This is a genomic window from Agrobacterium sp. NPDC089420 (genome assembly GCF_044900305.1).
Lineage (GTDB): Bacteria > Pseudomonadota > Alphaproteobacteria > Rhizobiales > Rhizobiaceae > Agrobacterium.
The window spans coordinates 167,014-180,269 of sequence record NZ_JBJDMY010000014.1; the positions used below are offsets into that span (position 1 = coordinate 167,014).

Genomic DNA, 13,256 nt, shown 5'->3' on the forward strand with positions numbered 1-13,256 from the left:
CAAGCCATGAAACGCCTGTTGTCCTGTCTGTTATTGTTCGCGGCGCTTGCGCAGCCCGTTCTGTCGCGGGATGTCTCGCCGTCTGAGCAGGACAGTTTGCACAAGCAGATCGAACGGTTCAGCACCGCCCTGAACGGGCAGGATTTCGAGACCGTCGGCAAGACGGTGCCGCCGAAAATCTTCGAGTTTATCGCGCGCGATGCCGGCGTGACCGTCGAGCAGTTGCGCAGCGCCTTGACGACGCAGATGCAGATGGCGCTCGCTGCGGTCAAGATAACCGAGTTTACCATGGATCGGCAGGCGATCAGCCTCGCGCAGACGCCGGATGGAACGCCCTATGCGCTCATCCCGACGAAAACGGTGATGGAAACCAACGGGCAGACGATCGAAGCGAATTCCCACACGCTGGCGCTGATGGACGGTCCGGACTGGTATTTGCTGCGCGTGAGCGACCAGCAGCAGGTCACGATCCTGCGGAAGGTTTATCCCTCTTTCGCCACGGTGGAGTTTCCAGACGATTCCATGCAGCAGGTGAAATAGCCTTCATCGGCGGAAGGGTCTTGCGGGCGAGCGGGTTATGCCTGCCGCAGGCCGGCCATTGCGCCAGCCTTGCCTGGTTCAGGAAAAACGCCCGGGCCGGAACGGGTCGACGGAGATCGCCGTCTCTTCGCCATTGGCCAATTGCGTGACGAGACGGGCCGTCGCTGCCGACTGCGTCAGGCCCAGATGACCATGGCCGAAGGCGTAGATGACGGACGGCGTGGTGCGCGCGGTGCCGATGACGGGAAGACAGTCCGGCATTGACGGGCGGAACCCCATCCATTGCCGGCCGCCTTCCATCTTGAGACCGGGCAGGAAACGCCCCGCCTTTTTCAGCATGGCTTCCGACCGTTTGAAATTCGGATCCAGTTCCAGACCGCCAAGCTCGACCGCGCCGCCGACACGGATGCCGGAGGACAGCGGTGTAACGACGAAGCCATGATCGTTGAAATAAAGCTGACGCGTCAGGTTGAAGGCTCCGGCGGGCAGGGTGGTGTTGTAGCCCCGCTCCGTTTCCAGCGGCACGATGTTGCCGAGCGTCGCGGCGAGTTTCTTCGACCAGGCGCCGCAGGCGATCACCACCCTGTCGGCATCGATCTTGTCGCCGTTCTCCAGGGTGACGATCGTGCTTTCACCGACGGCGTCGATACGTTCCGCCTCGCCCTTGCGCAGGCTCGCCCCCCTTGCAATCACCAGATCGAAAATCGCGCGGGTGAAATCGTGAGGGTCGGAGACCTGCATACCGTCCGGCGAGAACATCGCGTGGCGAAACTGCGGGGCAAGTCCCGGCTGCAATTCGTCTATCTCGTTGCGGCCGACACGCTCAAAGGAGAAGCCCGCGCGCCGCTTTTCATCCCAGTCCCTGGCGGCGGCGTTCAGGCTTGCCTCGCTGTCATAGAGATCGAGCGTCCCGGTTTTCGACACGAAGTCCGAAAGTTCCGGCATGGCGGCGACATGCGCCATTTCGGTGGCCGCAAGGCGGTTGATGTCGCTCAGCACTCTCAGCCCATGGCGGAAATTGCGTTCGGCGCTGGCCCGCCAGAAACGCCAGAGCCAGGGCGCGATCTTCGCCGCATAAGCCGGCGGCACGCTGAGCGGGCCGAGCGGATCGAACAGCCAGCGCGGCGCTTTTTTCATGATGCCGGGGGCGGGAATGGGGATGATTTCCGGAAAGGCCAGGATGCCGGCATTGCCGGAACTTGCCCCGCGGGCAACCTCGCCACGCTCCAGAAGGACGACCTCGCGTCCGGCATTTTGCAGATAGAGCGCCGCCATCGAACCGATAATGCCGGTGCCGATCACCAGCACGTCGCATTTCAGGGTTTTGGTCATCGGCGCTCCTGCAACACAAATCTTTCAAGCCCGCCATACCAATGAATGACGCTTCGATGAAAGGCCGCATTGCGTCATGGCGGCAGAAATATCAGCACTGTGGCAAATAAGCGGTTCACATTGGCGGGAATGTCGCGGGCCGCGGTGCGGGTTCCCGCAGCCATGGATCCCCCAATAAGGGACACGGGTGAAATAGTTATGGGTTATTATTAATTGCTATTTAACGGTGTCCGGCTAGTTTCGCGGGCAGGCAGAGCGACCGGTTTTAATCGCCTGGATTATTCAGGGTTGCGGAGGTCCGCAAACCGGTCTTTGTTGGGGGTTCAAAAGCATGTCTCACTTTTCTAGGTTTGGTTTGGATGCGTCTGCGGTACTGGAGGCCCTGAACCGCTCACAGGCCATCATCGAGTTCGATCTGACCGGCAGGGTTCTCAAGGCGAACGAGAATTTCTGCAAGGCCATCGGTTACGGCCAGGACGAGATAGTGGGTCGCCATCATCGCCTGTTTCTTTCTGCCGAAGATGCGGCCTCCGCGGAATACAAGGCTTTCTGGGAAAAACTGTCACGCGGCGAACACGATAACGGCCAGTACCGCCGGCGCGCGAAAAGCGGCGCCGACATCTGGATAGAAGCCTCCTACAATCCGGTTTTCCGCTTCGGCAAACCCTACAAGGTGGTCAAGATCGCCACCGACATTACGCTGGTCAAGCGCCGGAGCGCCGAGGATAACGGCAAGCTGGCGGCATTGTCCCGCGCGCAGGCCATGATCGAATTTTCACCGGATGGAACGATCTTGAGCGCCAACGAAAATTTCCTCGAAGCGATGGGATATTCGGCGCAGGAAATCATCGGCAAGAACCACTCTATGTTCTGCGAGCCCTCCTATGCCAGATCGGTGGAATACCGGACCTTCTGGGAAGAGCTGCGAACCGGCCGTTTCTCCACCGGCCAGTTCATGCGGCTTGGCAAGGATGGCAGGCGCATCTTCATCCAGGCGTCGTATAACCCCATTCTCGACGATCGGGGACAGGTCTTCAAGGTCGTCAAATTCGCCTTCGACGTGTCGGATCGGGTCCATGCGGTGGAGGAACTCGGTGCGGCGCTGGAGCGGCTTTCCCAATGCAACATCCGCATCACGCTGGACAAGCCGTTTGTCGGCGAGTTCGAGGGGCTGCGGCGGGATTTCAACAAATCGATCGCGGAATTTCAGAAGACGCTGGAGAATGTTCTCGGTCAGACCGGCGACCTGACGCGCAGCAGCCAGGAAGTCAGCGAGGCTTCCGTCAATCTTGCCGAACGCTCCCGCGAACAGGCCGTGGCGCTGGAGGAAACCTCGGCGGCGCTTGAAGAGATCACTGCGACGGTTCACTCCTCTACCGAAAACATGAAGGAAACGCGCAAACTCGTTCAGAGCGCGCGGGCATCCACGGTGGCTTCCACGGAAGTGGTCGAGCGGACGGTCGACGCCATGCAGCGCATCGAGACGGCATCGCGGGAAATCAGCCAGATCATTGGCGTCATCGACGAGATCGCCTTCCAGACCAACCTTCTGGCGCTGAATGCCGGGGTCGAAGCGGCGCGTGCGGGCGATGCCGGCAAGGGTTTCGCGGTCGTGGCGCAGGAAGTACGCGAACTGGCGCAACGCTCCGCCAATGCCGCCAAGGAAATCAAGGTGCTGATCAACAATTCCGGCACCGAGGTTCTCGAAGGTGTCCGGCTGGTCGGCGAGACCGGCGAGGCGCTGAAACAGATCGACGCGCTGGTCAGGCACATTGACGGCAATGTCGACATGATCTCGAAAGCGGCCGACGAACAGGCCGCCGGCATCACTGAAATCAACAAGGCGGTCAACCGGCTCGACCGGATGACGCAGGAAAATGCCGCGATGAGCGCCCGCACCACCGCAATCAGCACCACGCTCGCGCAGGGCGCCGATGTGTTGGCGCAGCTTGTCAGCCTGTTCAAACTGAACCGCCGTTCCGTGCAGCGCGAAGACGGCTCATCCACCCGGCCAGAGGCTTCCGATAACGGTCAGCGCAATCAGGACGCCGGACGCGCGGCCGCCTGAAGAAGCGGGCTGGGGCCACGTCGTCTTGCCCATGATGCATGTGACGCGGGTGCCCGGCAGCGGGCACCCCAACGCCATTATCCCCGCAAGGCGGGACGTTCGATGCCGAGATGGTCACGCAGCGTCGAGCCTTCGTAGTCCCTGCGGAACAGGCCGCGCTCCTGCAGCAGCGGCACGACGTCGCGATTGAATTCTTCCAGCCCGCCGGGGAAGAAGGGCGGCATGACGTTGAAGCCGTCAGCCGCGCCGTTTTCGAACCATTCCTGCATCCGGTCGGCAATATCCTTGGCCGTGCCCATGACGATATGGTGGCCGCGGCCGGCGGCGACGCGCAGCGCCAGTTCGCGGATCGTAAGATTTTCGCGGCGGGCGAGCTCTGTCAGCAGTTCGGCGCGGCTGCGCAGCTGGTCGGAGATCGGCAGGTCCGGCAGCGGGCCATCGAGATCGTAATCGGCAAGGCTGTGGCCGATGCGTTCTTCAAGCAGCGGCATGGCGTTTCTGATATCCGTCCAGCGGTTCAGCTCCTTCAGCTTTTCGCCAGCCTCCTCGAAGCTCCGGCCGATGATCGGCATGAAACCCGGCATGACGGCGACGCTTGCCGGATCGCGGCCGAATTTTTCCACCCGCGCCTTGAGGCTGGTGTAGAAGGCCTGGGCTTCGGAAATCGCCTGCTGGGCGGTGAAGACGATATCGGCGGTGCGTGCGGCGAGATCCTGTCCCGGGCCGGAAGAGCCGGCCTGGATGAGAACCGGGTGGCCCTGCGGCGAGCGCGGAATATTGAGCGGCCCTTTGACCGTGAAATATTTGCCTTCGTGGTTGAGGATGTGGACCTTTTCCGGATCGACGTAACGGCCGGCCTGCTTGTCCTTGATGAAGGCGTCGTCATCCCAGCTGTCCCATAGACCGCGAACGACGTTCGCATATTCCTCCGCCACCGCATAACGCTCGTCATGTTCGGGGTGGCTCTTGGAGAAATTGGCCGCCGTGCGGGCATAGGAGGTGGTGACGATGTTCCAGGCGGCGCGGCCATGGCTCAGATGGTCGATGGAGGCGAAGGCGCGGGCAGTGTGATAGGGTTCGCCATAGGTGGTGGAGGCGGTGGCGGCCAGCCCGATCTTGTCGGTCACCATGGCAAGGGCGGCAAGCAGTGTCAGAGGCTCGAAACGGGCGATCATCGAAGGGTGGGCGTCAACGCCGCTGGTCAGCCCGTCCGCCAGGAATACCATGTCGAACTTCGCGGCCTCGGCCATTTTCGTGACGCGGGTCAGGAGGTCGAAATTCTCGCTGCCCGCCTCCGCATCGGGGTGACGCCAGCCGGAAACGTGATGTCCCGCGCCCTGGAGGAAAAGGCCGAGATGCATCTGTCTTTTGCGGGTCGTGTTGGTCATCGGGTCATGCCTTCGTGTCGGTCAAGTTATATGTCGGTTGCCAGAAGCGTCTCGAGCTTCCGGAGGTCGGCGGCGGATTTCATGTTCCGCACCAGTGCCGGAATCCCGGCGAATTTCTCATTGCCGTGGGTGGCATCGGCGAATTTGTCCGTCGGGTCGTCGATGCCCGGCAGGCCTTCGATGCGGCGAGACACCAGCGTGCCGTCCTTTTTCGTCACGTCGATGACCACGAAACGGGTGGTCGGGTCCGGCGAGAGGCGGCGGGCGGTCTCGTCGTGCCGGCGGGAAACCCTGGCGGACAGCGCGAGCAGGTCGGCACGCGTCGGCCGCTCGTCGAAATGGCCAATACCGAGGGCGCCATCCGCAAGGGCTGCGGCAAAGACATATTCGGGGCTGAAACGCGCATCGATGCCGGTTACGGGCGTGGCCGGACCGACGAGAGCGGCGTCACCGCCCGGCGGGAAGGTAATGATCACCGTTTCGATCGCGTCCGGCATCAGATCATGGGCGCTGCGCAGCGCGAGCGCGCCGACGGCGACGGGATGGGCGGCCGTGCAGCAGGGAAAGGCCTTGAGGGTGAGGCCGGGCGAGACGATCTGCCAGGGTGAGCCCCAGCCCGAAAGAACCCGTTTCGGCTGTTCGGCGCCGAAGGCGAAAGCGGAATAAAAGCCGATGGGGTTTTCCAGAAAATCCGTCGCACCCTGAAAGCCGGCCCGCGCCAGCCGCGCGGCGGTCAGCCCGGCACGCGTGGCAAGGCCGGCATGCAGCGGCTTGGCGTCGAACCCGAATTGCAGGCGAAGCCCGGCCGATTGCGTGGCGGCAAGACCGAGTGCCACGGCCGTGGTCTGCGGATCGAATTTCAGAAGATGGGCGATGGCGGCCGCAGCGCCGATGGGGCCGAGCGTGGCCGTGGCATGGAAGCCGTTTTCGTAGTGCTTCGTGCCGAGCGACAGGCCGATCCGCGCCATGGTCTCCAGTCCGACAATATAGGCGGCGATGAAAGCTTCCGCCGTCGAGCCCTCCTCGGACGCCGCGGCCAGGAGGGCGGGAATGATGGCGACGGTGGGGTGGCCACGCACGCTGCCATGGACATCGTCATAGTCGAGGACATGGCCGGCGTGGCCGTTGATGAGGGCGGCGGTAAAGGCATCCGTGCGCAGGTCATGGCCGATTATGCCCACTGTTCCGGATGTGCCGGGGGTAAAGCTGTCGATCAGGATTCTTGTGCTTCTATCCGAGGCGCCGCCCAGCACGCAGGCGAAAAAATCGATCAGCGCCGTGCGGGCAATCGTCATCGCCTCGTCATCGCGCAGCGGATCGGAGGCAGCAATGGCTTCGGCGAGATGCAGGCTGAGTTTTTCCTCGGCGGCCATGGCGTCAGATTCCTTCGCCATCATTGACCCGCGCCACCTGCCCGCCGAGCCCCTTGACGAAGGCGTTGATGCGCGGATTGGTTGATTTGTAGAAAATATGCTCCGGCGTACCCTGATCGACGATCAGGCCGTTTTCGGTGAAGACGATCTTGTCGCTGATTTCCTCGGCAAAGCGCATTTCGTGGGTGACGAGAATGCTGGTCATGCCGTCATTGACGAGATCGCGGATGACGGCAAGCACTTCGCCCACGGTTTCCGGGTCGAGCGCGGAAGTGACCTCATCGAACAGCACCAGTTCCGGCCGCATGGCAAGCGCGCGGGCAATGGCCACGCGCTGCTGCTGGCCGCCGGAAAGCTGGCCGGGATAGGCATCGACCTTCTGGGAGAGGCGTACTTTCTCCAGCAGTTCGCGGGCGTGGCGTTCGGCGTCAGCCTTCGGTGTGCCGAGGATCTTGACCGGCGCGATGGTGATGTTTTCCATCACCGTCAGATGCGGGAAGAGATTGAACTGCTGGAAGACGATGCCAATGCGCTTGCGCAGCGCAATGCGCTCGGCCTCGCTCTTCAGCTGGTCTACCCGGGTGCCGCCGACGGTGATCTTGCCCGATTGCGGAATGAGCAGGCCGTTGATGCAGCGCAGGATGGTGGACTTGCCGGAGCCGGAAGGGCCGATGATGGAAACGGCGTCGCCCTTGTTGACGGTAAGGTCGATGCCTTTCAGGACCTGATTGTCGCCGAAGGAGAGATGAATCCCTTCGAGTTGGACAAGCGCTTGGGCGGTTTGTGATGCGGGTGCGGACATGGCTTGTTCCAATCAGCGGGAAGCGAAGCGCCGCTCGAGGCGCTGCGTGAAACGGGAGACGGGATAGCAGAACAGGAAGAACGCCATCAGAACGGTGAGATAGACCACCACGGTGAAATCATTGCGCTGCACGGCGGTGCTGGCATCCGTTGCGGCATGCAGAAGCTCATGCACGCCGACTAGCGAGGCGAGCGCCGTGCCCATGGTGATCGATGCGTAAAGGTTCATCCATGGCGGCAGCGAGCGTTTCACGCATTGCGGCAGGATGATCCAGCGCAGCGTCTGGTTGCGTGAAAAGCCAAGGCCTTGGGCGGCTTCCCATTGCGCCGTCGGAATGGACTGGATGGCGCCGCGGGTGATTTCGGCGATATGGGCGCTGGCCGGAATGGCAAGCCCGACAACGGCCTTGATCCAGTCCGGGAAGGGAATGTAGTTGCCGAAAGCGACGATCTCGAAGGGGAAGATGTAGGTCGCGGCAAAGATCAGCACCAGATGCGGCGCATTGCGGAAGACCTGCACATAAGTGAGCGCCGGCGCTCGTACGAGGCGATAGGGCGCAAGTTCCATGATGCCGAGCAGGACGCCGATGAAGGTGCCGATGGTGATCGCCAGAATACTGATCAGCACGTTCATGGCGAAACCCTTGCCGAGATAGGGCAGCCATTCGAGCAGCACCTGTCCGAGCGACGGATCGAGGATCAGCCACAGGACCACGGCAATCAAAACGCCGAGCAGCAGAATGGTGCCGAAGGGCGGTTTCTTGACCGCCTGTGCTGGAGAAACCACCGCGCTCATTGGCCGAACCCCGGAACCGCAAGACGCCGTTCAAGCCAGAGACCGGCCCTTGCGACGATGAAATTGATGACACTGAAGAAGATGAGGATGACGAGCATCAGCTCGACCACATTGTCGCGCTGCGTCCAGATCAGGATCGAGGCATAGGTGATTTCACCCACCGCAATCGCCGAGCCGACCGTTGTGAGCTTCACCAGATTGACGAGGTTGTTGATGATCGAGGGCAGGGCGGTGCGGATCGCCAGCGGAAACTCGACATAGCGCAAAACCTCGAAGGAACTGAAGCCGATGGCGCGCGCCGCCTCGATGGTGGTGGCCGGCACCGCTTCGATGCCGCCGCGCAGCGCTTCGGCATGGAAGGCGGCAATGTGAAGGCCGGTGACGGCGACAACCCAGAAGAACGGCGTGAGCGGATTGTTCTGTGCGCCGCCCAACGCATTGGAAATCAGCATGTTGAGCACGAGGAAACCGCACATCAGCTGCACCAGCGTCGGCGTGTTGCGCGTCAGCTCCACATAGGCGCGCACGGGACCGGCGAGCCAGACCTTGCCGGAGGTCAGCATGGCGGCGAAAACAAAGCCGAAAACGAGGCTGAGCGGCAGGGTGACGGCAACGAGGATGAGCGTCATCTTCATGCCGTCCAGCCAGATCTGCACTTCGTAACCGCTGTTCAGAAAATCATAGTTGAGGCCGAGATGCGCGGCCAGTTCTATGAAGCGCGCTGTCAATGAATCCTGCATCGGAAATCCATGCTGTTATTGCGGGTGCCGCCCGGCGGGCGGCGCCAGAATGACCTGTCTTGCTATAAAGCAGAAAAGAACGGCAGGCGAAACCGGCCGTTCCTGATCGTCAGGGGAAATCGTTCCGCCATTTCGCCATCGTCACCCAGCGGTGGGGACGGGCAGATAACGAAAAGCCCTGCGCCTGTCCTATTGGGCGGCGGAAAGCTTTTTCTTCTGCTCTTCCATGTACCCGATGCTCGGCAGGCGGTTGGCCTTGGCGAATTCGATCATCTTGCCGGAAGCGTGCAGTTCTTTGACGATCTTGTCGAGTGCGGCCTGGGTGTCGCTTTCACCCTTGCGCAGCCAGATCACGGAATCGGAAGGAATGAGGTCGGTGGGGATCAGGATGCCGTAATCCTTCCACTCGTCGGCGCGGTCCTGCAGCATCAGGCTCAGCGTACCGTTGACATGGACGGAGACATCGCAATTGCCGCCCTTCAGCGCCAGCAGCGATTCCGGCTGGCTCGGCAAAGCCTTTACCTGCGCGCCATATTCCTCGATCAGCGGCTGGGTATAGTTGGAGCCTTGGGAAACGCAGGCGATCTTGTCCTTCAGGTCCGGCCAGTCCTTGATGCCGGAATCCTTGCGGCCAATGGCGGCGCCGCCCTGGCGGTCATAGGGAGTGGGCACGTAATCGAGGGTTTTGGCGCGCTCTTCCGTGTATTGCATGTTGGCGATCAGAATATCGACCTTGCCCTGCTGCAGGAACTGCACGCGGTTGGGCGGGGTCACGGTTTCGGTGACCAGCTCGACACCGAGGCCGGCGGCCAGCGCCTTGGCGACATCGATGTTGAGGCCCTTCTGCTCCTGCGTCTTCGGATCGATGAAGCCGAAGGGCGCGCCGGAGAGGATCACGCCGACGGTGAGCTTGCCACGACCCTTGATCCGGTCGAGCGTTGCATCCGCATGGGCGGCGCTGGCCATCGACGCGATGACGACGGTTCCGGCGATGAGTTTTGCGGCAAATCTGGAGAAAGAGAGGGCCATGGGTATTTCCTTTTGATTGTAGGCGGAAACTACATGAGGCACCCGCCAAGAGCGAGAATTGGCATTGCGCAAAAAATACTATGAATAAAATCCGGTTCCAATGAATCTTCTTTAGAGAAAAATTATCCTAATAATTTGAAAAAGTAGAATCTTGTTCTTTCCGTCCGTTGCTGTTTGCCTGTCCGTCGGGGGTGGGAAAGGCATCCGGATGTTGCTGAGGGCCGTATGGCCACATGCGGAGCGACGCATCCGGCTTGTTTCTTCTCCCCGGGAAGAAGAAACCGGGGAGAAGAAAAAAAGCTGCACGCCCTGTGCTTATCGACCGGCGTTATAGGCCGCGATTGCCGCCATGTTGACGATATCGCTGTCCTTCGCACCCATCGAGGTGATCTGCACCGACTTGTCGAGGCCGACGAGAAGCGGGCCGATGACGGTTGCGCCGCCCAGTTCCTGCAGCATCTTGGTGGAGATGGAGGCGGAATGGATGGCTGGCATGACCAGCACGTTGGCCGGGCCGGAAAGCCGGGCGAAGGGATACTGGCTCTGCATGCGGTGATGGTTCAGCGCCACATCGGCAGACATTTCGCCATCGACCTCGAAGTTGACATTGCGCCGGTCGAGAATTTTCACCGCCTCGCGCACCTTGTCGGAACGCTCGCCGGTCGGCTGGCCGAAGGTGGAATAGGCAAGCATGGCGACGCGCGGTTCGTAGCCGAAACGGCGAGCGAGGCCGGCCGCCTCTTCGGCGATATCGGCAAGGTCGTCGGCCGACGGCATGTCATGCACGGCGGTATCGGCCACGAAGACGGTGCGGTTGCGCGAGACGACCAGCGAAACGCCGATGACGCGATGGCCGGGCTTGGTGTTGATGCAGCGGCGGATATCCTCGAGCGCCGTCGAATAATTACGGGTCACGCCGGTGACCACGGCGTCCGCATCGCCCAGCGCCACCATGCAGGCCGCGAAGTGGTTGCGGTCATTGTGGATCAGGCGCTGCACGTCGCGCAGCAGGAAACCGCCGCGCTGCAGCCGCGCATAAAGATAATCGACATAGGCGTCGACACGGCTGGAGAGACGGGCATTGGTGATCTCGATATTGGCGCGGTCGAGATCGATGCCGGCGCGCTCCGCATTGGCCTTGATGATATCGTCGCGGCCAAGCAGGATGGCGGTGCCAAGCCCTTGGGCGGTGAAGGAGATTGCCGCGCGCATGACCTGTTCTTCTTCCGCTTCGGCAAAGACCACGCGTTTCGGCGAGCGGCGCACGCGCTCGTAAAGGCGCTGCGTCGTCGAGGCCATCGGGTCGCGGCGGGCGGAAAGCTCGCGGGCATAGGCATCGAGATCGGGCAATTCGCGCTGGGCGACGCCGGTTTCGATCGCGGCTTTTGCGACCGCCACCGGAATGGCCGAGATCAGGCGCGGATCGAAGGGCACGGGAATGATATATTGCGGCCCGAAACGCGGGCGGTTGCCCTGATAGGCGGCGGCCACGTCGTCCGGCACGTCCTCGCGGGCAAGATCGGCGAGCGCCTGTGCGGCGGCAATCTTCATTGCGTCGTTGATCTGGCGGGCGCGTACATCGAGAGCGCCGCGGAAGATATAGGGGAAGCCGAGGACGTTATTGACCTGGTTGGGATAATCCGACCGGCCGGTCGCCATGATGGCGTCGTCGCGGATGCGGGAGACTTCTTCCGGCGTGATTTCCGGATCCGGATTGGCCATGGCGAAGATGATCGGCTTTTTCGCCATGGAGCGGATCATCTCTTCGGTGAAGGCGCCCTTCTGCGACAGGCCGAACACCACATCCGCACCCTTCATAGCTTCGGCCAGCGTGCGGTTGTCGGTCTTCACCGCATGCGCGGATTTCCACTGGTTCATGCCTTCGGTGCGGCCCTGATAGATCACTCCCTTGGTGTCGCAGAGCGTGATGTTTTCCGGGTTGAAGCCCATGGCCTTGATGAGGTCCATGCAGGCAATCGCCGCGGCACCTGCGCCGTTGCAGACGAGCTTGGTGGTCTTGAAGTCGCGGCCCGTCAGCTCGATGGCGTTGATGAGGCCGGCGGCGGCGATGATGGCGGTGCCGTGCTGGTCGTCATGGAAGACGGGAATGTCCATCAGCTCGCGCAGGCGGCTTTCGATGATGAAACATTCCGGCGCCTTGATGTCTTCCAGATTGATGCCGCCGAAGGAGGGGCCGAGATAGCGCACGCAATTGATGAATTCATCGGCGTCTTCGGTATCGACCTCGAGATCGATGGAATCGACATCGGCGAAGCGCTTGAACAGGACCGATTTGCCCTCCATCACCGGCTTGGAAGCAAGCGCGCCGAGGTTGCCGAGCCCGAGGATTGCAGTGCCGTTGGAAATGACCGCCACCATGTTGCCGCGTGTCGTGTAGTCGTAAGCGCTCGCCGGATTTTCGGCGATGGCTTTCACCGGCACGGCCACGCCTGGCGAATAGGCGAGCGACAGGTCCCGCTGCGTCGCCATCGGCTTGGTCGGGGTGATTTCCAGTTTTCCTGGCCGGCCTTGCGCGTGGAAATCCAGGGCTTCCTGATCCGTAACCGATGTTCTGGTGCTGGCGGGCTTCGTCGTGTCGGACATGGGCTGTGGGTGCTTTCCTGTCGATAATCCTGTAAAAATATCCGCCGTTGTTATTGTATTTTTCGCACCCCTGCCAAGCCTTGAATGTTGTTCAGTGCAGCAAATTTAGCGCCAGGGAAATTTGCGGCCGATTCAATCGATTAAGTCGATATTCTGGGCCGGGCATGGGGTCGGCAGGCCTGACGCGGTGTCCGCCGGGCCGCGGATGCGGCTGCTGGAGGCAGAAAAATTCCTCCGCTCGCGGAGCCTGTTTTGTGGCGGGCCGTGCGGAACCACGCGCGTCACCTTGCGTTAGCGGAGTGGTCCGCAGGCAATCGACATGTCTTCCAGATGCCGCGCCGTCCGTTCACCATGCTTTCACAAGGCGTATTTATGAGCTTGCTCTTGTCCGCCCCTGAACGGATGATGGCGGTATTGGCAAATATCTATATTGTCCGGCGCGCCGGGAAATTTTTTGACGTTGGAAAGGTTTTGTTGTGAAGGAAGACTTTCGAAAGATCACACCGGTTCTGTTGGCCGGCGGTGCCGGTTCCCGTTTGTGGCCTGTTTCGCGTGACCAGCTGCCCAAGCAGTTCCAGCCGCTGG

General features: G+C 61.5%; 11 protein-coding genes. 3 read left to right on the forward strand and 8 right to left on the reverse strand.

Features of this window, described 5'->3' with window-relative positions:
• Nucleotides 1-6: 6 nt before the first annotated feature.
• A complete protein-coding gene (locus tag ACI2KA_RS20420) occupies nucleotides 7-540 on the forward strand; it encodes a hypothetical protein (protein ID WP_404504287.1) in 534 nt (177 codons plus the stop codon).
• 78 nt (nucleotides 541-618) lie between these two features.
• On the opposite strand, the gene ACI2KA_RS20425 is transcribed toward ACI2KA_RS20420, so the two are convergent.
• Nucleotides 619-1,872, reverse strand: coding sequence for an NAD(P)/FAD-dependent oxidoreductase (locus ACI2KA_RS20425; RefSeq protein WP_404504288.1), 1,254 nt, complete (start codon nucleotides 1,870-1,872; stop codon nucleotides 619-621).
• 331 nt (nucleotides 1,873-2,203) lie between these two features.
• Here ACI2KA_RS20425 and ACI2KA_RS20430 point away from each other — a divergent pair, with 331 nt between their 5' ends.
• Nucleotides 2,204-3,940: a methyl-accepting chemotaxis protein gene (locus ACI2KA_RS20430; RefSeq protein ID WP_404504289.1), complete on the forward strand. Its 1,737-nt coding sequence runs from the start codon at nucleotides 2,204-2,206 to the stop codon at nucleotides 3,938-3,940.
• A 77-nt stretch (nucleotides 3,941-4,017) separates the two neighbouring features.
• Here the strand turns inward: ACI2KA_RS20430 and ACI2KA_RS20435 are convergent, their stop codons facing one another.
• From ACI2KA_RS20435 to ACI2KA_RS20465, 7 genes are all read right to left on the reverse strand, one after another.
• Nucleotides 4,018-5,328 (reverse strand): LLM class flavin-dependent oxidoreductase, encoded by a 1,311-nt coding sequence (locus ACI2KA_RS20435; RefSeq protein ID WP_404504290.1) that lies wholly within the window; start codon nucleotides 5,326-5,328, stop codon nucleotides 4,018-4,020.
• Nucleotides 5,329-5,354: 26 nt separating this feature from the next.
• Nucleotides 5,355-6,701: an MmgE/PrpD family protein gene (locus ACI2KA_RS20440; protein ID WP_404504299.1), complete on the reverse strand. Its 1,347-nt coding sequence runs from the start codon at nucleotides 6,699-6,701 to the stop codon at nucleotides 5,355-5,357.
• A 4-nt stretch (nucleotides 6,702-6,705) separates the two neighbouring features.
• Entirely contained in the window at nucleotides 6,706-7,503 is a 798-nt protein-coding gene (locus ACI2KA_RS20445; protein ID WP_404504291.1) for an amino acid ABC transporter ATP-binding protein, read from the reverse strand.
• A gap of 12 nt (nucleotides 7,504-7,515) precedes the next feature.
• Nucleotides 7,516-8,298, reverse strand: coding sequence for an amino acid ABC transporter permease (locus ACI2KA_RS20450; RefSeq protein ID WP_404504293.1), 783 nt, complete (start codon nucleotides 8,296-8,298; stop codon nucleotides 7,516-7,518).
• Nucleotides 8,295-9,038, reverse strand: a complete 744-nt coding sequence (locus ACI2KA_RS20455) for an amino acid ABC transporter permease (RefSeq protein WP_404504294.1) — start codon at nucleotides 9,036-9,038, stop codon at nucleotides 8,295-8,297. The genes ACI2KA_RS20450 and ACI2KA_RS20455 overlap by 4 nt, the downstream gene beginning before the upstream one ends.
• A gap of 189 nt (nucleotides 9,039-9,227) precedes the next feature.
• Nucleotides 9,228-10,067, reverse strand: a complete 840-nt coding sequence (locus tag ACI2KA_RS20460; RefSeq protein WP_404504295.1) for a transporter substrate-binding domain-containing protein — start codon at nucleotides 10,065-10,067, stop codon at nucleotides 9,228-9,230.
• A gap of 315 nt (nucleotides 10,068-10,382) precedes the next feature.
• A complete protein-coding gene (locus ACI2KA_RS20465; protein WP_404504296.1) occupies nucleotides 10,383-12,671 on the reverse strand; it encodes an NADP-dependent malic enzyme in 2,289 nt (762 codons plus the stop codon).
• A gap of 476 nt (nucleotides 12,672-13,147) precedes the next feature.
• Here ACI2KA_RS20465 and ACI2KA_RS20470 point away from each other — a divergent pair.
• On the forward strand, nucleotides 13,148-13,256 hold a 109-nt coding region (locus ACI2KA_RS20470), incomplete at its 3' end, for a sugar phosphate nucleotidyltransferase (RefSeq protein ID WP_404504300.1).